Genomic DNA, 18,777 nt, shown 5'->3' with positions numbered 1-18,777 from the left:
CGATCAGACTGAACCGTCATTGCGAGCGCAGCGAAGCAATCCAGGAGGACGTAGAGCTCTGTCGCCCCTGGATTGCTTCGTCGCTTTGCTCCTCGCAATGACGGCTTCTGCGACCCAACCTGATCGGAAAACGCTCTAAGTCACGCTGCGTCTGTCATTGAAGCATGAGTCATCCGGGACGGAGCCCTCGGGTCCGATCTTCGATCGGCCCAAGGATAAACTCCGCGGAGATCCGGGATCCATGCCTGAGCCTCGAACGGAAGCGCTCTGGCATGGACCCCGCGTCAAGCCCGGGATGACCGTGTGGTTCGGTCTAAAATCTGCACAGTCCGGATTCTTCCTCAGAGCGAGAGCTGCGAACCCGCCTCCCGGCAGGAGGCCTTGAGCGCGAGCAGGATCGCCTCCTCGTCGGTCGCGACGCCGTGGCGCTGCAGGCAGGGCACGAGGATCGCGGCCTCCGCATGGCCGCCCGGGCCGATCACCGGGCAGGCGATGTCGGTCACGGCCATGATGTCGCGGCTCGGCGCGACGCGATACCCGGTGGCGCGGATGTCCGCGAGGAGGCGGCGTGTCTCGTCGCTCTCCAGCTTGTCGCGGTCGGCCTCGGAGGCCTCCTTCATCAATTGCCGGCGGCGCGCCTCGCTCTGGAAGGCGAGGATGAGCAGGCCAGAATTGGCGTCAAGCGCCGGCCGGCCATAGCCGGGGCGCACGATGACGCTGGCGTCGAGATGGCCGGATGTGGTCGCGAGCACCACGGTCTGCGCTCGGCTCAGCACGACGAGGTGGGCGACCATGCCGCTGTCCTCGCTGAAGCGCTCCATCAGCGGCAGCACGATCGAGGTGAGCTGGCGCCCGCCCGGCGTGCGGATGCCCAGGTCGAACAGCCGGCGCGACAGGGCGAGGCGGTCGGTGCCGGCCTCGCGCGCGAGATAGCCGCGCTGCTGCAGCACGAAGACCATGCGGAAGATCTCGCTCTTGGAGCGGGCGAGGCGCTCGGCGATCTCGCGCGTCGAGAGCGGCTCGCCCACCTCGGCCAAGAGCTCGAGGATGTCGAGCCCCTTCTCCAGCGCGGGCGCCGCATAGGTGCTTTTGTCTCCGTTCTCGGAGTCGGGCAGGTCGCTCATGCTTTCCTGTTTCATATATGAAGCTTGACATCAAATAAGAAACGAACCTAGCCTCCTCGTAAAGGGGAGGCGGATGGTGCGATCGTCGGATCATATCGCGGGTTCTTGGGGGTGCGCGCGACGGCCGCAGGGCGGCCGGGCATGAAATACGGCCTGCAGTTCCGCGACGTCTTCGCGGCCTGGGAGTCGATCCTCGACGGCGTCTGGGTCACGCTGGTGCTGTCGGCGGCGGCCATGGTCGGCGGCCTCGTCATCGGCATCGCCTGCGCGGCGGCCCGCGTCTACGGCCCGGCCTGGCTGCGTCGGATCGTCGGCACCTATGTCGAAATCATCCGCAACACGCCGCTTCTGGTCCAGCTCTTCCTGATCTTCTTCGGTCTGCCGAGCCTCGGCCTGCGGCTCGACGGTTTCACCGCCGCGATCATCGCGCTCGTCGTCAATCTCGGTGCCTACACCACCGAGATCGTCCGCGCCGGGCTCGAGGCCGTGCCGAAGGCGCAGGTCGAGGCCGGTCATTCGCTCGGTCTCTCGGGCCTGCAGGTCTTCCGCTATGTCGTGATGTTCCCGGCGCTGAAGGCGATGTTCCCGGCGCTCGCCAGCCAGTTCGTGCTGCTGATGCTGGCGACCAGCGTCGTCTCGCAGATCTCGGTCGAGGACCTGTTCCACGCGGCCTCGATCGTGCAGTCGCGCACCTTCCGCGATTTCGAGGTCTACACCATCATCGGCGTGCTCTATCTCGGGCTCGCCTTCGCCTTCCGCGGCCTGTTCGCGGGCATCTATTACTGGGCGTTCGTCAGGCGATGATCCGCGAATTCGGCCTCATCGATGTGATGTACCTGATCGCGGCGGCGCGCTGGACGCTGGCGCTCACCGTCACCGCCTTCATCGGCGCCTCGCTGATCGGCATCGTCATCGCCATCGCCCGCATCCTGCCCATCGCGCCGCTGCGCTGGGTTTCCGCGGCCTATATCCACATCGTCCAGGGCACGCCGCTGCTGGTCTGGCTGTTCGTGATCTTCTTCGGCCTGCCGCTCGTCGGCATCTCGGTCAATCCCTGGATCGCCGCGGCGACGGCCTTCTCGGTCTATGGCAGCGCCTTCCTCGGCGAGATCTGGCGCGGCGCGCTGGTCTCGATCGCGAAGACGCAGTGGGAGGCCGGCGCCTCGCTCGGGCTCTCGCTCTGGGAGCAGCTGCGCCACATCATCGTGCCGCAATCGATCCGGGTCGCGATCCCGCCGACGGTCGGCTTCCTCGTGCAGCTGATCAAGAACACATCGCTCGCCGCGGTGATCGGCTTCGTCGAACTCACCCGCGAAGGCCAGCTCACCGCTGCCGGCACCTACAAGCCCTTTGCCGTCTACATCACCGTCGCCGCGATCTATTTCGCGATGTGCTTCCCCCTCACGCAATGGAGCCGCTCGATCGAGCGGAGGCTCGATGTCGCTCGTTGAAATCCATGGGATCAGCAAGAGCTACGGCACTGTCCAGGTGCTGAAGGATGTGACGCTCGACGTCGCCAAGGGCGAGATCATTGCGGTGATCGGCCGCTCCGGCTCCGGCAAGAGCACGATGCTCCGCTGCATCAACGGGCTGGAACCGGTGCAGGCCGGCGTGATCCGCGTCGACGGCACGCAGGTCAACGATCCCAAGACCGACCTGCGCAAATTGCGCCAGGAGGTCGGGATCGTCTTCCAGAGCTTCAACCTGTTTCCGCATCTCTCGGTCTGCGACAACATCACGCTCGCGCCGCGCGTCGTGAAGAAGCAGGCCCCGGAGGCCGCCCGCGAGGTGGCCCGCGAGGTGCTCGCCCGCGTCGGGCTGGAAGACAAGCTCGACGCCTATCCCTCGCAGCTCTCCGGCGGCCAGCAGCAGCGCGTCGCCATCGCCCGTTCGCTCGCCATGCGGCCGAAGCTGATGCTGTTCGACGAGGTCACCTCCGCGCTCGATCCCGAGCTGACCGGCGAGGTCCTCAAGGTCCTCGAATCCGTCGCGCAGGAAGGCATGACCATGATCCTGGTGACACATGAGATGGGCTTCGCCCGCCGTTTCGGCTCGCGCGTCGTCTTCATGCATGAGGGGCGCGTCCATGAGCAGGGGCCGGCGGCCGCCGTGCTGGCCGAGCCGAAGACGCCGGAACTCCAGACCTTCCTCAGCGCGGTGCTGCACTGAGGCGGAAGAACCAACATCAACGAGGGGAGAAAAGACGATGCGTTCACTGTTCGCAGGTTTAGCCGCCCTGGCGGTTGCGGCTTTCGGTGCAGCCGAAGCCAGGGCCGACAAGCTTCAGGACATCCTGTCCAAGGGCGTGGTCCGCATCGGCGTGCCGCTCGACGCGCCGCCCTTCGGCGCCCAGGATCAGGACCGCAAGCCGATCGGCTTCGACATCGAGATGGCGGAGATGGTTGCCAAGGGGCTGGGCGTGAAGTTGGAGATGCAGCAGATCACCGGCGCCAACCGCATCCCCTTCCTGCTCACCGACAAGGTCGACATCGTCATCTCGGTGATGGGCCTCACCCCCGAGCGCGCCCGGCAGATCCAGTTCACCGCGCCCTACGCCAACACCTTCCTGGCGGTCTACGGCGCCAAGAGCTCGCCGGTGACGAGCCCGGAGACGATCGGCTCGGCGCGCGTCGCCGCTGCCAAGGGCACGACGCAGGAGCTCGCCATCTCGGCTTCGGCGCCGAAGGCCAGCCTGATGCGTACCGAGGACGACGCGACGGCTGCCGCCGCCTACATCACCGGCCAGGCCGATCTGCTCGCCACCAATTCGATCGTGGCGCAGGCGCTCGCCAAGCAGAACCCGAACAAGGAGTTCGAGCGCAAATTCGTCATCCGCCGCAGCCCGGCGCATATGGGCGTCCAGATGGACCAGCATAATCTCGTGCGCTGGCTCGACGGCTTCATCTTCTTCAACGCGATGAACGGCGAGCTCGACCGGCTGCATCGGAAGTATCTCGACATGCCGATGGACCCGCTGCCGCCGCTGTGACGGGCAATCGGTAACCGAATCTGGCGCGGGGAACCCCTCTCCTGGAAGGAGAGGGGCAGGGGTGAGGTGTTCGGACTGGAAACGTTGGCCCGAACCCAACCGCGCGGTGAGCGCGACGCTTCACTGGTTCGGCCGCCTACCCCTCACCCTGCCCTCTCCCTTCGGGAGAGGGTTCCCCGCGCTCGTGCCTGAAATCCCGAGCCCAGTTTCTTCCCGAGCCCGCCATGACCAGCTTCCGGCCCAAGCCGACACCGCGCCCCTCCAGCGCCTTCCTCACCGTCGATCTCGACCGGGAGGGTAAGCAGGCCGGCTTCCTCATGATCCCGCATTCGCCGCATGACGACGCCTGGGGCGCGACACGCGTGCCGATCGCCGTGATCAAGAACGGCACCGGCCCGACCGTGATCATGGAAGGCGGCAACCATGGCGACGAATATGAGGGGCCGATCACGATTTGCGACCTGATCCGCGATCTCGATCCCGGCCGCGTCCAGGGCCGGCTGATCCTGATGCCGGCGAACAACGTCCATGCCGTCATCGCCGGCCAGCGCACCTCCCCGGTCGACGGGCTGAACTTCAATCGCACCTTCCCCGGCGATCCGCGCGGCACCATCACGCAGCAGATTTCCGCCTTCGTCAGCGATCATATCCTGCCGACCGGCGACGCCTTCCTCGACCTGCACTCGGGCGGCTCCTCGCTCGACATCATCCCCAGCGCCATCGTCGAGCCGACCGATGATCCGGCGCTGCACAAGCGCAACGTCGCCGCCGTGCAGGCCTTCGACGCGCCGATGACGGTCGTCATCAGCAATCTCGGCGAGCCGCGCACCGCAACCGCCGCCGCCTGCCGGGCCGGGCTCGTCACGGTCGGTACCGAGATGGCGGGTGGCGGTACCGTCTCGCTGGAGGCGCTTGCGGTCTGCCGGCGCGGCGTCGCCAATGTGCTCGACCATCTCGGCGTCGTCGTCCGGGAGAAGCCTGAGCCGAAGCGCGGCGACGGCCAGATCCTCGAATTGCCCGGCACCGCGGCTTACGTCTATGCGACGGCCGACGGCATCTTCGAGCCCTTCCACGCCAACGGCGCCAAGGTGAGCGCCGGCGAGCCCGCCGGCCGCATCCACTGCACCTGGGACCCGGCACGCCCGCCCGAGACGCTGCACTACGCCGCCGACGGCATCCTCTACGGCCGACGCCAGCCGGGGCGGGTGAAGCCGGGCAATTGCTGCCTCATCGTCGCGGCGCCCTATCGCGGAACCCTGTCATGATCGCGCTCGACGACATCCGCGCCGCCCGCCAGCGGATCGCGCCGTATATCCGGCAAACCCCGACGCTGCCTTATGCCAAGACGCGCGGCACGGATTTCGGCGGCGATGTCACGCTGAAGCTCGAATTGCTGCAGGCGGCCGGCTCCTTCAAGGCGCGCGGTGCGATGAACCGGCTGTTGACCCTGTCGAAGGACGAATTGGCGCGCGGCGTCGTCACTGCGTCCGGCGGCAATCACGGCCTCGCCATCGCCCGCTCGGCCCATGTGCTCGGCGTGCCCGCCACGATCTTCCTGCCGTCCAACGCCGCGCCCGACAAGATCGCCAAGCTGCGCGACTGGGGCGCGGACGTCCACATCGTCGGCGCGATCTGGGACGATGCCAATGCGGCGGCACTGGCCCATGCGCGCGAGACCGGTGCGACCTACGCCCATCCCTTCAGCGATCCGGTCGTGGTGGCCGGGCAGGGCACGCTCGGCCTCGATATTCTCGACGACATGCCGGATGTCGACGTCATCCTCGTCGCGATCGGCGGCGGCGGGCTGATCACCGGCCTCTCGACAGCGGTGAAGGCCTTGCGGCCGCAAACGCGGATCATCGGCATCGAGCCGGTCGGCTCGCCGACGCTGCATGCCTGCCTCGCCGCCGGCCGTCTCGTCGCGCTCGACCGGCTGGAGACCCGCGTCGCCACCATGTCCTGCCGTCAGACCGACCACGCGATCTATGAGGCGGTCGCGCGCAATGTCGACGAGATCGTGCTGATCACCGATGCCGAGATGGAGCAGGCGGCCAAGTCGCTCTGGTTCGAATTCGGCATCGCCGCCGACCTCTCGGGCGCGGCGGCGCTGGCGGCGCTCCAGTCCGGCCGGGTCGCGCTCAACGGCGGCGAGAAGGTCTGCGCCCTGGTCTGCGGCGCCGGCACTGATGGCTGCCTGCCGGGTTAGGCGCGGGCCTCGTCGTTGAAGAAGCCCGGCGGACCCATCTGCCCGCCCTTCAGTACGATATCGAGCCCATCGAGCTGCGGATCGTCGGAATGGGCGCGGCAGAGCGGGGCGCCGGGCACGCAAGGGCCGCGATAGGACAGGCCCCAGAGCGCCAGCGCGCGGATCGCCATGGTCGAGGTGTCGCCACCCGCGATGACGAGCCGGCTAAGATGCGCCTCGGCGACGATCGCGGTGAGCAGGCGGCCGGTCGCGCTCGCCACCTCGCCGGCTGCGGCTGGCGCTCCTTCCGGCTGCTCCGTCACCAGCATCACGTCGCCTTGTCCGAGCTTGGAAAGGGTCGCTGCCTGCAATTGGGCGGCATAGTCTTCGTCCGAAAGCAGTCGTCCCGGCTCAATGGGGAGCATCGCATAGCCTCTTGCTGCTTCGACCTGCGCGCGCGTGACCGGCGACAGGCTGCCGACGAGCGCAAGCAAGGGCCCGCCACCGCGCTGGCGCGCTTCGGCGGCCGTCGTGGCGGCGATCTCCTTGGGATGTCCGGCGGCGAAGGCGCGTGCGACCGAGCTGGCGCCCACGGCCAGCATCGGCCCATCCGTCAGCGCAGCGGCCAGCAGTCCGCCGATTGCCTTGAGGTCGGCCTCCTCCGCGACATCGAACAAGATGGCTTGCGTGGCGCCAGTGCGGACAGGGGCCAGCGCTGTAGCTGCACCCCCTCCGGCATAGGCGCGGTAGTCGACGAGCTCCACATCCGCGAGCCCCTGCGCGGCGAGGTGTCGGCGCAGATCGGCCTCGGCCATCGGCGTCACCGGATGTCGGCTCATCGTCGGGTGCCGGTCGATACGGTGGATCGTGCCGTCGCCACCCGCCGCGAACAGATGTCCGAACAGGCAATAGCGACCGAGATTGGGCTGGCCACCGAGGATCGGCACCAGCGGGTTCGGGAAATGCGGTTTCAGCGCCGCGACCGCCGCACCGATACTGCCGACATGCGGCGCGCTGTCGAAGGTCGAGCAGCATTTGTAGTGCATCAGCCCGACGCCGAGCCCGGCGAAGAAACGTCCGATCTCCGCGAGTTCCGCCACGATCGCTTCCGGCGCCATGGTGCGGCTCGCCCCGGCGATGCCGATCGCGTCGAGCGGTCCGGCGGCTGCAAGCTGCGCTTCGCTGGGCTGGCGCAGGAAGAGCAGCGCGCGGAAGCCGCGCTCGGCCAGTGTCGCCAGCGTGTCGGTCGAGCCGGTGAAATCGTCGCCATACCAGCCATAGAGGGGCGTCTGCTTCGCAACCACGGCGCTCTAGCCTGCCTTGCTGCCGAAGGTGTCGAGCGCCTGCTGCAGTTCGGGATGCGCGCGGGCTGTCTCGGCGAGTGGGGTGCCGTCGGCGACCGCCGCCCAGGCCTGCCGGATGCTGGCGACGCCGGCCTTCGGCCCGCCGGGATGGGCAAGGATGCCGCCGCCCGCCATGAACAGCAGGTCGTCATGCCCGATCGCGTCCCAGGTCGGCTGCGCCGTCCCGGCCCATTGCCCGGAGGAGAAGGCCGGCATCACGCGGTCGTCGGCTCCATCGGTCAGCGGCGTGACGCAATCCCTGGCCGAGGTGATGACTTCCTCGTCCTCCTGCGCGAATTTCCCCTGCAGGCCATGGACATGCATGTGGTCGACGCCGGCCAGCCGCCACAGCGTCTGATAGGCCTGGAAGCCGATGCCGAGCAGCGGATGGCGCGAGAAGGCGCCATAGCCGTTGCGATGGCCGTGCAAAGCGAGATCGGTCGAGCGGCGCAGGCTCTCGACGCCTGAGAAGCCGCACCAGTTCAGGCTAGCCATCACGCAGGAGCCGCCCTCGCGCGTGACGAGATCGGCATGGCGGCGCATGGCGTCGGTCTCGTCGGTGATGTTGAAGGCAACCATGACATGCTTGCCGGTCCGGTCCTGGTGCCGGCGCACCGCCGCCATCACGGCCGGGATGCGCTCGGCCAGCGGCGCGTGCACGGGATCGGCCGAGATCTCGTCGTCCTTGATGAAATCGAGCCCGGCCTCGCACAGGCTGGCGACGAGCTCGGCGGTTTGTGAAGCGCTGAGACCCACATTGGGCTTGATGATCGAGCCGACGAGCGGGCTCTTCGCCGCTCCGGTCAACCGGCGCGTGCCGGCGATGCCTTGCGCCGGCAGCGGGAAGCGCTGGCGATAGGACCAGGGCAGGGCGATGCTCTCCAGCCTCAAGCCGGTGACCTCGCCGAGATCATAGAGATTGCCGGCGACGACCGCGGCCAGCGTCGCCAGATTGGCGCCGACATTGTCGACCGGGAAGGAGATGGTGACGCGCGCCCGAAGCCAGGGGCCGCCTATGGTCTTCCGGGAGAGCCAGGCGTTCGGCAGGCTGGGCTGTGCGGCTGGTTCCAGCTCCTCGATCCGCGTGACGACGGCGCGGGCCCGCTCGCGCAATTCATCGGTCTCGCCGGCGACACGGGTGAAGGTGCCGCAGGACTGCTCGCCCGCCATCACCTCGGCGACCTTGGCCGGGTCGAGTGGGGTTTCGATCAGATAGCTGGCTTCGAAGCGGTTATCGGTCATCGGACGCATCCTGGCCATTCATAGGGCGTCATTCTCGGGCTCGACCCGAGAATCTCATGACCAGAAGACACTGGTTGCCGAGATGGTCGGGTCAAGCCCGACCATGACGTGATGCATTTGCGGACTCAGGCCGCCGCGGCGGCGAGTTTGCTCAGATCCGGGAAGGGCCGAACCGAGTCCTTGCCGTCCCAGGTTTCCGATGCCTCGCGGATCAGGCGGAACATCTCGCCCTTGGGGCCGGCGACCTCCGACAGTTCGATCACCGTGCCCGGATGGTAATGCGTGTCGAAATAGACGAAGCGGCCGCGCTCGCCGACCTCGCCGCTCATCACCGGCTTGAAGCCCTCGGCGAGGAGGCGCTCCATGTCGGCGTCATAGTCCGAAGTCCAGTAGGCGACATGCTGCAGGCCGGTCAGCCCGGCATCGGTGAAGTCCTTGTACATTGACGGCACGTCGTTGCGGCACTGGATCAGCTCGATCTGGAGCGGGCCGGAATTGGCCAGCGCCACCGAGTTGTGCGGCTCGTACGACGCGCCCTTGTAGCGGTAGTTTTTGATCGGGACCTTCGGGTTGTAGAAGAACGGCCCGACGCCCAGCACGCGGCTCCAGTAGTCCATCGCCGCCTCGATGTCCGGGACGACATAGCCGGCCTGACGGATCTGGCCAAAGAAGCGGCTCATGGGCGTTGCTCTCTATGAAATCAGGATCTGAGGAAGCCGATGGAGATCCACGGCACGGCGGCGACGACGATGAGGCCGACGAACAGGGCAAGGATGTAGCCCCAGATGTATTTCAGGCCTTCGTCGGGATTGATCTTGCTGATCGCGCAGGCGCCGTAATAGCCGACGCCGAAGGGCGGGGCGAAGAGCCCGATGCCCATCGCGAAGATCACGACCATCGAATAATGCACCTCGTGCACGCCGGCCTGCTTGGCGATCGGGAACACCAGCGGCCCGAACAGCACGATCGCCGGGATGCCTTCCAGCACGCTGCCGAGGATGGTGAAGGCGACGATCGAGATGGCGAGGAAGCCCCAGCTTCCACCCGGCACCGCTGCCATGATCTGCGCCAGATCGCGCGAGAAGCCGGACTGCGTCAGCCCCCAGGCCATGGCAGTGGCGCAGCCGATGATGAAGATGATCGCGCCGGTGAGCGAGGCCGTCTCGACCAGCATCCTGGGCAGACGACGCCAGTCGAACTGGCGATAGAGCAGGATGCCGGCCAGCACCGCATAGGCGATGCCGATGGTCGAGACCTCCGTTGCGGTCGCCACGCCTTCGACCACCGCCGCGCGGATGACGAAGGGCAGCGCGATCGCCGGCGCCGCGACCAGCGCGAGCTTGGCGATCTCGCGCTTGGGATAGCGCTTGACGTTGCTCAGATCCTCGCCGCGGCAGCGCCACCAGACGACGAAGCAGAGCGCGGCACCCAGCACCACGGCCGGCAGCATGCCGCCGGTGAAGAGCGCCGCGATCGAGACGCCGGTCACCGAGCCGATGGTGATCAGCACGATCGAGGGCGGGATCGTCTCGGTCTGCGCGCCGGTGGCGGAGAGCAGGGCGACAAGGTCGCCGGGCTTGGCGCCGCGCTGCTTCATCTCGGGGAAGAGAACCGGCGCGATCGCGGCCATATCGGCGATCTTCGAGCCGGAGATGCCCGAGACCAGATACATCGCGCCGACCAGCACATAGGACAGCCCGCCGCGGACATGGCCGAGCAGGCTCGCCAGGAACTGGATCATGGCGCGGGCCATGCCGGTCATTTCGATCAGCGCGCCGAGGAAGATGAAAAGCGGCACGGCGAGCAGGATGAGATGGCTCATGCCTTCGTCGAGCCGGCCGACCATGACGAGCATCGGCGTCGAGGTGGTGCAGGCGAGGTAGCCGAAGGTGGCAAGCGCGAAGGAAAACGCGATCGGCACGCCGGAGAAGACGTTGAGCGCGACGACGCCGACGAAGAAGACGATCAGATTGAGCTTGCCGAGCGGCTTCAGCGCCGGGCCCGCGAGCCAGAACAGCAGCACGAGCAGGGCGGTCAGCCCGATCGCGAGCAGCACCGGCCTCAGCGAGCCGAAGCGCAGCAGGCGGCAGCCCGCCGCGATCAGCATCAGCCCGACGCCGACCGGAATCGCCGCGGCGCGCCAGGCATTGGTGATCTCCAGCGCCGGGGTGACGATGAAGCTCTCTTCCTCGGCGTATTCGATCGCATGCGGGATGATCAGCAGCAGGAAGGCGATCGAGGCGGTGATCGCGACCGCCTCCAGCAATGCCCGCGTCTGCGGCGAGACGCGAGAGACGAGGCCGGTCATGCGCATATGCTCGCCGCGGCGCAGTGCCACCACGGCGCCGAGCATCGACAGCCAGAGGAACAGGATCGAGGCGAGTTCGTCGGACCAGACGAGCGGTGCGTGGAAAACGTAGCGCGCTGCCACGCCCGCCCCGAGGATGATGATCTCGACCAGCACCAGCACGGCCGCCACCGCCTCGACCAGCCCGCCGAGCGCGCGATCGAGGTGATTGGCAAAGCGGCCGAGCCCGGTTCTGGGCATGGTGGCAGCAGCGGGAAGGGTCGCGCTGTGAACATCCATCGGGGCGTTTCCTGTTTTATGCGTTGGGCGCCTTATAGGCCCGCCCGCACCCCTCAGGCCAGCTTGCCGACGGCGCCTTCGAGCAGGCTCCAGGCCTCCGTCCCGAAGCGCTCCTGCCACTCCTTGTAGAAGCCCGCCTCACGCAGCTTGGCGCGGAAGGAATCGGGGTCGGTCCTGTTGAAGGCGAGGCCCTTCGACTGCAGATCCGCCTGCACGGTTTCGTTCAGCTTCTTGATGTCGCCGCGCTGGGCGACGCCGGCATCGTTGATGGCGTTCGCGACGATGGTCTGGATGTCGGCGGGCAGCCCGCGCCAGGCGCGCCCGTTGGCGATGAACCAGAAGCCGTCCCAGATATGGTTGGAGACGGCGCAGCTCTTCTGCACCTCGTAGAGCTTGGCGACCTGGATGATCGGCAGCGGGTTCTCCTGCGCGTCGACGACCTTGGTCTGCAGCGCCGAATAGACCTCCGAGAACTGCAGGCTCGCAGGCGCAGCGTCGAGCGCCTTGAACATCGCGATCGAGAGTGGGCTCACCGGCACGCGGATCTTGAGGCCGGCCATCTCCTTGGCGGTCTCGATCGCCTTGCCCGAGGTGGTCATCTGGCGAAAGCCGTTGTCCCACATCTTCTCGAATGCATGGAGATTCACCTTCGCGATCGCCTCGCGGACATGGGCGCCGAGCTTGCCGTCCATCGCCTTCCAGACCTGGTCGTAATCGGCGAAGGCGAAGCCGACCGCGTTGATCGCCGCGACCGGCACCAGCGTCGCGATGACGAGCGCCGACGGCGTGAAGAAGGTGATGCCGCCATTGCGCACCTGGCTCAGCATGTCGGTGTCGCCGCCGAGCTGGTTGTTCGGGAAGATCTTGATCTCGACCCGGCCGTTCGTCTCCTTGGCCACGCGCTCGGCCGCTTCCTGGGCGCGGATGTTGAGCGGATGGCTGAGCGGCAGGTTGTTGCCGTATTTCAGCTCGATCTCGGCGGCGCGCGCGATATGCGGCATGCCGATGAGCGAGGCGGCGGGGGCGGCGGCCAGCGCGTGCAGCACCGTGCGGCGCGTGAAGTTCGTCATGATCTTCCTCCCGATATCGCTGATGCGATTTGATTTGATTGAGGTCTTCTTGCCTCAAGACTAGAAAGCGGAAATGATGGTCGTCAAACTCAATTCTTGATGGTTTTTGATGTAGTTCAATGAACGATCCCAAGGTAGGAGACGGGCTGAAACGCCGCCGGATGGCACGCATCACCGACGTGGCGGCGCTCTCCGGCGCCTCGACCGCAACTGTCGACCGGGTGCTCAACCAGCGCCCCGGCGTCCGCGCAGCGACGGTCCAGCGCGTCCTGAAGGCGGCGAGCGAGCTCGGCTATGTCCTCGATCCCGGCCTGCCCGCGCAGGCTTTGACGCCGATGCGGCTCGCCTTCCTGCTGCCGGCGGGTAGCAACCGCTTCCTGGCGATGCTCGGGCGTCATATCGCGGCGGCGCAGGACCAGCTCGCCTCCTTCAACATGCGTGCCCGCGTCGAGTTCATCGAGAGCTTCAAGCCCGAACTGCTCGCCCAGCAGCTCCGGCAGGTCGGCCGCGACGTTGATGGCATCGCCTTCATGGCGCTGGAGCACCCGGCCGTACGCGAGGCGGTGAACGCGCTCGCCGAACGTGGCGTACCCACGGTGACGCTGATCTCCGACGTCGCCAATTCGCGCCGCGCCGCCTATGTCGGGCTCGACAACCGCTCAACCGGCCGCACCGCCGGCTATCTCGTCGCCCGCTTCATCGGCAGGCGCCCGGCCAAGGTCGCGATGATCGCCGGCAGCCTGAGCTACCGCGCCCATGAGGAGCGCGAGATGGGCTTCCTGCATCTCTTCGAGGAGATGTTCCCCCAGATCGAGGTGGTCGGGCTGCGCGAAGGGCTTGACGATGAGGGGCGCAACTACCGGCAGGCCAAGGCGTTGCTGGGCAAGCACCCGGATCTTGCCGGCATCTACAATATCGGCGGTGGGCCGGAGGGCATCGCCCGTGCACTCAAGGAGGTCGGCCGCCAGCAGGAGGTCGTCTTCGTCGGCCATGGCCTGACGCCCGAGACCCGCGCGCTCCTGCTCGACGGAACGATGGACGCGGTCATCACCCAGCATCCTCATGCGGCGCTGATGAGCTGCATCGCGATCTTCGCCAATCTGCGGGCCGGGCGACCTGCCTTGGAGGGGACGGCGGCCCCGAGTATCGAGATCATCCTGCGCGAGAACCTGCCTTGATCGCCAAGGTAGTCGCCGAAAGTCCAAATCCCTTCATTGCTTCCTGGCGAACCCGAAACCACCCCCGCACGTCATTCCGGACGAGCCGCAACGCGGCGCAGATCCGGAATCCATCGTAAAGCTCGGCGTTCCATGATGGATTCCGGGTCTTCGCTGCGCTCCGCCCGGAATGACAGCGGCGGCAAGTCGACTGGAAGCGATTGCTCGGCCCCGAGAGCGGCTCGGGCTTGCAATCCCGGAAACAAAGAGGGAACATGAAAGCATGTCCCTTCCGGATTCCGTTCTCAACCCGCCGCCGGCACGGCCCGACATCACGCGCATGGTCTGCCGCGGCGCCGCCCGCCATCTGCGCGAGCGCGGCTATGCCATCGTCAAGGAGATGACCTTCGCCAATGGCCGGCGCGGCGACATCGTCGCGCTGTCGCCGTCCGGCGAGCTCTGGGTCGTCGAGGTCAAGTCCGGCATCGCGGACTACCGTGTCGACGGCAAATGGCCGGACTATCGCGACTATTGCGATGGCTTCCTCTTCGCGGTCGCGCCCGAATTCCCGCACGAGATCCTGCCCGATGATGTCGGCCTGATCGTCGCCGATGCCTATGGCGGCGCGTTGTTGCGCGAGCCGCCGCGCCACCCCTTGAGCCCGGCGCGCCGCAAGATGCTGACCATCGCACTGGCGCGACTGGCATCGAGCCGGCTCGCCTTGATCGAAGACCCCATCGGCTCAGACTGAGGCCGCCTCTCGCGCAGGTTCGGCCGCTGCGGTCGCCAGAGGCTTCGCGAAAGAGCGTAGGTCGACCTCTTCGACCAGAAAATCGATGAAGGCACGCACGCGCGCCGGTAGCCGGCCGCCATGGCCGACATAGACGACGTGGATCTCCTCGACATCACCCGGATTGAACGCTTCGAGGACCGGGATGAGGCGGCCGGCCGCGATGTCGTGGGCGATATGGAACAGGGAAAGCCGTGTCAGCCCCTGGCCTGCAAGAGCGAGTTCGCGCGCGCTCTCGCCATCGCCGACCGTGCTGCGTCCACGCGCCGGGAATTCGCTGCGCTTGCCGCCGATCAGGAACGGCCAGGAATCGCTGTGCCGCGCGAAGTTGAAGGTGACGAGGTCGTGCTGCGCGAGGTCGTCGGGGTGCTGCGGGGCGGGATGCCCGGCGAGATAGGCCGGCGAGGCGACCACGGCCATCCGGCTTTCTCCGAGCTTGCGCGCCACGAGCTGCGAGGAACGCAGCGGACCGACGCGGATCGCGACATCGGCGCGTTCGTCGACCAGATCGACGACGGCGTCGCTCAGCGTGAGGTCGAGCTGAACGCCGGGATGGAGCGCGGTGAAGCGTGGCACCAGCGGTAGCAGGAAGTGTCGGCCGAACGGCACGTTGGTGTTGACCCTGAGCCGGCCGCGCGGGATCTGGCAGGCGGCAACCGCCCGTTCCGCCTCGTCGAGATCGGCGAGCACGCGCAGCGTCCGCTCGTGGAAGGTCGTGCCTTCCTCCGTGAGCATGAACTTGCGGGTCGAACGCACGATCAGCCTGACGCCGAGCCGCGCCTCCAGCCGGGCGACGAGCTTGCTGACCGCCGACGGCGTCATCCTGAGCGCACGCGCCGCTGGCGAGAAGCCGCCGAGCTCGACGACGCGGGCGAAGACCTCCATCTCGCCGGAGCGGTTGATCTCGGAGCGTGGCATCGTGAATTCAACTCACAATTGCTGATCTTTCACGCAGTCTAATTCACAACCGCGAGCGGCGCTATCTCCGGGCCCGAACATTCCCGGAGGCATCTCATGCCCATTGCCCTTTATGCTCTCACCGTCGGTGCCTTCGGCATCGGCGTCACCGAATTCGTGATCATGGGCCTGCTGCTGCAGGTCTCCAGCGATCTCGGCATCAGCGTGCCGCTCGCCGGCCTGCTGATGACCGGTTATGCGCTCGGCGTCTTCGTCGGCGCGCCCGTGCTGACGATCGCGACCCGCTCTTTGCCGCGCAAGACGACACTCTTGGTGCTGATGGCGATCTTCACCCTCGGCAATCTCGCCGCTGCGCTGGCGCCGAGCTTCGCCTGGTTGATGTCGGCGCGTATCGTGACCGCGCTGGCGCATGGCACCTTCTTCGGCGTCGGCTCGCTCGTGGCGACCAGCCTCGTCGCCCCGGAGCGCAAGGCCTCGGCCATCGCCCTGATGTTCACCGGCCTGACGATCGCGACGCTGCTCGGCGTGCCCTTCGGCTCCTGGCTCGGCCTCGCCTTCGGCTGGCGTTCGACCTTCTGGGCCGTGACCGGCATCGGCGTGCTCGCCTTCATCGTCCTCGCTACGCTCGTCCCGGCGGACCGCGAGCGTGTCGTCCCCGGCTCGCTCGCCGAGGAGTTCAAGGTGCTGGCGCGCCCGCAGGTCCAGCTCGGCCTCGTGATGACCGTGCTCGGCTTCGGCGGCATCTTCGCGGTCTTCACCTTCATCCAGCCGATCCTGGTCGAGCTCGCCGGCTTCAGCGAGGCGGCGGTCTCGCCGATCCTGCTCGTCTTCGGAGCCGGGCTCGTCGTCGGCAATCTGCTCGGCGGGCGCTGGGCCGACCGCAACCTCGCCCCGGCGCTGATCGGTACCATCGCGCTGCTGACGGTGGCGATGTTCGCCTCGGGCCTCGCCTTCTACAGCCAGGTCGGCGCCGTGATCGCGGCCTTCGCGCTGGGTGCTGCGGCCTTCGCGACTGTCGCGCCGCTGCAGATGTGGGTGCTGCAGCAGGCCGGCGGGGCCGGGCAGGGGCTGGCGTCGAGCCTGAACATCGCCGCCTTCAACCTCGGCAACGCCTTCGGCGCCTGGCTCGGCGGCGCGGTCATCACGCAGGGGCTGGGTTATGGCGCCATCGCGCCGGTCGCGGCTGTCGTTCCGCTGGTTGCGCTCGGCCTCGCCGCCTTCGCCGTGGCGCTCGACCGGCGCTCGGCCCGCCTCGTCCCCGCTAACGCGACCTGACGCGAAAACAGCTCAACAAGCAAAAGCCCGCCGGACATGCCGTCCGGCGGGCTTTCTGCATTCGATCGTCGGATCAGCGCGGGGCGCGCTTGGCGAGGATGCGCTGGAGCGTGCGCCGGTGCATGCCGAGGCGGCGCGCCGTCTCGGAGACGTTGCGGCTGCACAATTCGTAGACGCGCTGGATATGCTCCCAGCGGACACGATCCGCCGACATCGGGTTCTCGGGCGGCTGCGGCCGGGCATCGCGCGCGGCCGCGAGCGCCGCATGGATTTCGTCGGCATCGGCCGGCTTGGCGAGGAAGTCGAAGGCACCGAGTTTCACGGCGCTGACGGCGGTGGCGATGTTGCCATAGCCGGTGAGGACAACGCCGCGGGCTTCCGGCCGGCGCTCCTTGAGCCGGGCGATCACGTCGAGCCCGTTGCCGTCACCGAGACGGAGATCGATCACGGCGAAGGCCGGGGCAGATTCCTCCACGGCAGCGAGCCCGGCGGCGACGCTGTCGGCAGTGCGGACCACATAGCCGCGGCCTTCCATGGCGCGGGCGAGGCGGGTGAGGAAAGGCTTGTCGTCATCGACCAGCAACAGCGACATGTCCGCACTCTCGGGCCTGCCGGTCTCGCTCGGCGCATCCTGCATTTTGATCTCCTGACCGCTTGTCCATGCGCGCTGCGGTGGCGCGAAGTGAGGTTTCGAAACGCCGGCCGCAGGCCCTCTCGGGCTTGCGCTCAGCTAAGCTCATGTAATACCGATGCTTCCGGCTTGGTACCCCCAATGGCGGGCAGATCCGCTTCAAAAATGTCACGGGGCCAGACGATGCGGATCGAGGCGCCGCTCGCCGGGGCAGGCCGGTTCGAGAATTCCAGCGTCGCGCCGCCACGCTCGAGTAGCGTCTTGGCGATGAAAAGCCCGAGCCCGAGCCCGCCGCCGGCACGGCCCTCGCCGCTGCCGCGCGAGAGATAGGGCTCGCCCGCCCGCATCAGCACGTCGGGCGGGAAGCCCGGTCCATCGTCAGCAATCGTCAACACGACGCGGCTCTGTGTCCACTCTGCCGCGATCGTCACGGTCGAGCGGGCGAAGTCGACCGCATTGTCGACGATGTTGCCGAGGCCGTAGATCATGCCGGGATTGCGCCGGCAGACCGGCTCCGGCTTGTCGCCGGTCATGGAGATCTCGAAGGGCACGCCGAAGGGCCGTTGCGGCCCCGCCGCTTCCTCGATCAGCAGACGCAGCGTCAATTGATCCAGAGGGCCGGCATCGTCGTCCTGCAGGCTGGAGAGCTTGCCGAGGATGCCGCGGCAGCGTTCGACCTGCTCGCGCAGCAGCGCGATATCCTCCGCCATCTCGCCATCCGGTGGGGCGAGGCGGGTGAGCTCGCGCGCGACCAGCGCGATGGTGCCGAGCGGGGTGCCGAGCTCATGGGCGGCGGCGGCGGCGAGCCCATCGAGCTGGGACAGATGCTGCTCGCGCGCCAGGACGAGTTCGGTCGCGGCGAGCGCGTCCGAGAGGTCGCGCGCCTCCTTGGCGACGCGCCAGGCATAGATGCCGGTGAAGGCGAGGCCGAGCACGAGCGCGACCCAGTTGCCGAGCTGATAAAACGGCGGCAGCACAGGCCGGTCGGCGCCCGCCCAGGGCAGCGGCAGGTGGAAGCGGCTGAGCAGGGTCGCCAGGATCATCGCCAGCAGGCCGAGCAGCAGGGTGCGTTGCGGCGGCAGTGCCGTCGCCGAGATCATCACCGGCGCCAGGAACAGGATCGCGAACGGGTTCTGCAGCCCGCCGGTCATGAAGAGCAGGGCCGCAAGCTGGACGATGTCGAAGCCGAGCAGTGCCGTCGCCGGGCCGTCCTGCAGCCGGTGACTGAGCGGGAAGCGGATCCGCAGCGCGATATTGAGCCAGGCCGAGACGGCGATGATGGTGAAGCACCAGCCGAAGGGCAGGGGGAAGCCGAGGCCGAAATGCACGCCGGCGACGGCTGCGCTCTGCCCGGCGATGGCGAGCCAGCGCAGCCGGACCAGCGTGTCGAGCCGCAAATGGCGACCCGTGCGGGCGAGAAGGGGCGTCGAGAGGTCCGAGGCGCTCACCGTTGATCGGCCTCCTGC

Annotated in this window: 18 protein-coding genes; 9 read left to right on the top strand and 9 right to left on the bottom strand. The window is 67.6% G+C overall.

The features are described from left to right. Nucleotides 1–341 precede the first annotated feature (341 nt). Complete coding sequence (locus tag FQV39_RS16775) at nucleotides 342–1,124, bottom strand: IclR family transcriptional regulator (protein WP_187639957.1); 783 nt, start codon at nucleotides 1,122–1,124, stop codon at nucleotides 342–344. A gap of 141 nt (nucleotides 1,125–1,265) precedes the next feature. On the opposite strand from FQV39_RS16775, the gene FQV39_RS16770 reads away from it, so the two are divergent. The 6 genes from FQV39_RS16770 (at nucleotide 1,266) to FQV39_RS16745 (ending at nucleotide 6,319) form a co-directional block, all read left to right on the top strand. Continuing rightward, nucleotides 1,266–1,928 (top strand): amino acid ABC transporter permease, encoded by a 663-nt coding sequence (locus FQV39_RS16770; protein ID WP_149131321.1) that lies wholly within the window; start codon nucleotides 1,266–1,268, stop codon nucleotides 1,926–1,928. Next, on the top strand, nucleotides 1,928–2,575 hold the full coding sequence (locus FQV39_RS16765; RefSeq protein WP_149133888.1) for an amino acid ABC transporter permease: 648 nt from the start codon (nucleotides 1,928–1,930) through the stop codon (nucleotides 2,573–2,575). The genes FQV39_RS16770 and FQV39_RS16765 overlap by 1 nt, the downstream gene beginning before the upstream one ends. Beyond that, entirely contained in the window at nucleotides 2,562–3,293 is a 732-nt protein-coding gene (locus tag FQV39_RS16760) for an amino acid ABC transporter ATP-binding protein (protein ID WP_149131320.1), read from the top strand. Before FQV39_RS16765 ends, FQV39_RS16760 begins: the two co-directional genes overlap by 14 nt. A gap of 37 nt (nucleotides 3,294–3,330) precedes the next feature. Then, nucleotides 3,331–4,113 (top strand): transporter substrate-binding domain-containing protein, encoded by a 783-nt coding sequence (locus FQV39_RS16755; RefSeq protein ID WP_187639956.1) that lies wholly within the window; start codon nucleotides 3,331–3,333, stop codon nucleotides 4,111–4,113. 224 nt (nucleotides 4,114–4,337) lie between these two features. Further along, nucleotides 4,338–5,378: a succinylglutamate desuccinylase/aspartoacylase family protein gene (locus tag FQV39_RS16750; protein ID WP_149131318.1), complete on the top strand. Its 1,041-nt coding sequence runs from the start codon at nucleotides 4,338–4,340 to the stop codon at nucleotides 5,376–5,378. Continuing rightward, nucleotides 5,375–6,319, top strand: coding sequence for a threonine ammonia-lyase (locus FQV39_RS16745; protein ID WP_149131317.1), 945 nt, complete (start codon nucleotides 5,375–5,377; stop codon nucleotides 6,317–6,319). Before FQV39_RS16750 ends, FQV39_RS16745 begins: the two co-directional genes overlap by 4 nt. On the opposite strand, the gene FQV39_RS16740 is transcribed toward FQV39_RS16745, so the two are convergent. The 5 genes from FQV39_RS16740 to FQV39_RS16720 form a co-directional block, all read right to left on the bottom strand. Next, a complete protein-coding gene (locus tag FQV39_RS16740) occupies nucleotides 6,316–7,602 on the bottom strand; it encodes a four-carbon acid sugar kinase family protein (RefSeq protein ID WP_149131316.1) in 1,287 nt (428 codons plus the stop codon). The genes FQV39_RS16745 and FQV39_RS16740 overlap by 4 nt on opposite strands. Before the next feature lie 6 nt (nucleotides 7,603–7,608). Further along, nucleotides 7,609–8,883 (bottom strand): ribulose-bisphosphate carboxylase large subunit family protein, encoded by a 1,275-nt coding sequence (locus tag FQV39_RS16735; RefSeq protein ID WP_149131315.1) that lies wholly within the window; start codon nucleotides 8,881–8,883, stop codon nucleotides 7,609–7,611. A gap of 125 nt (nucleotides 8,884–9,008) precedes the next feature. Next, on the bottom strand, nucleotides 9,009–9,563 hold the full coding sequence (locus FQV39_RS16730; protein ID WP_149131314.1) for a VOC family protein: 555 nt from the start codon (nucleotides 9,561–9,563) through the stop codon (nucleotides 9,009–9,011). 20 nt (nucleotides 9,564–9,583) lie between these two features. Beyond that, on the bottom strand, nucleotides 9,584–11,431 hold the full coding sequence (locus FQV39_RS16725; RefSeq protein WP_248313423.1) for a TRAP transporter large permease: 1,848 nt from the start codon (nucleotides 11,429–11,431) through the stop codon (nucleotides 9,584–9,586). A 92-nt stretch (nucleotides 11,432–11,523) separates the two neighbouring features. After that, nucleotides 11,524–12,540: a TRAP transporter substrate-binding protein gene (locus FQV39_RS16720; RefSeq protein WP_149131312.1), complete on the bottom strand. Its 1,017-nt coding sequence runs from the start codon at nucleotides 12,538–12,540 to the stop codon at nucleotides 11,524–11,526. Nucleotides 12,541–12,659: 119 nt separating this feature from the next. Between FQV39_RS16720 and FQV39_RS16715 the strand changes: the two genes are divergently transcribed. After that, the gene (locus FQV39_RS16715) at nucleotides 12,660–13,718 is read left to right on the top strand and encodes a LacI family DNA-binding transcriptional regulator (RefSeq protein ID WP_149131311.1); all 1,059 of its coding nucleotides are present in this window, start codon (nucleotides 12,660–12,662) and stop codon (nucleotides 13,716–13,718) included. Nucleotides 13,719–13,980: 262 nt separating this feature from the next. Further along, on the top strand, nucleotides 13,981–14,448 hold the full coding sequence (locus FQV39_RS16710) for an MmcB family DNA repair protein (protein WP_149131310.1): 468 nt from the start codon (nucleotides 13,981–13,983) through the stop codon (nucleotides 14,446–14,448). Here FQV39_RS16710 and FQV39_RS16705 read toward each other — a convergent pair. Next, entirely contained in the window at nucleotides 14,440–15,405 is a 966-nt protein-coding gene (locus FQV39_RS16705) for a LysR family transcriptional regulator (RefSeq protein WP_149131309.1), read from the bottom strand. The two genes, FQV39_RS16710 and FQV39_RS16705, sit on opposite strands and share 9 nt — an antisense overlap. 96 nt (nucleotides 15,406–15,501) lie before the next feature. Here FQV39_RS16705 and FQV39_RS16700 point away from each other — a divergent pair, with 96 nt between their 5' ends. Continuing rightward, on the top strand, nucleotides 15,502–16,680 hold the full coding sequence (locus tag FQV39_RS16700) for an MFS transporter (RefSeq protein WP_149131308.1): 1,179 nt from the start codon (nucleotides 15,502–15,504) through the stop codon (nucleotides 16,678–16,680). 73 nt (nucleotides 16,681–16,753) lie between these two features. Here the strand turns inward: FQV39_RS16700 and FQV39_RS16695 are convergent, their stop codons facing one another. Together FQV39_RS16695 and FQV39_RS16690 are read right to left on the bottom strand one after the other, a co-directional pair. After that, nucleotides 16,754–17,317 (bottom strand): ActR/PrrA/RegA family redox response regulator transcription factor, encoded by a 564-nt coding sequence (locus tag FQV39_RS16695; protein ID WP_149131307.1) that lies wholly within the window; start codon nucleotides 17,315–17,317, stop codon nucleotides 16,754–16,756. 89 nt (nucleotides 17,318–17,406) lie between these two features. Then, nucleotides 17,407–18,759, bottom strand: a complete 1,353-nt coding sequence (locus FQV39_RS16690) for an ActS/PrrB/RegB family redox-sensitive histidine kinase (protein ID WP_149131306.1) — start codon at nucleotides 18,757–18,759, stop codon at nucleotides 17,407–17,409. Nucleotides 18,760–18,777: the final 18 nt, after the last annotated feature.

The organism is Bosea sp. F3-2 (assembly GCF_008253865.1).
GTDB lineage: Bacteria > Pseudomonadota > Alphaproteobacteria > Rhizobiales > Beijerinckiaceae > Allobosea.
Note: the sequence above shows the minus strand (reverse complement) of the source record. Positions and strands in the feature narration are given on the sequence as shown.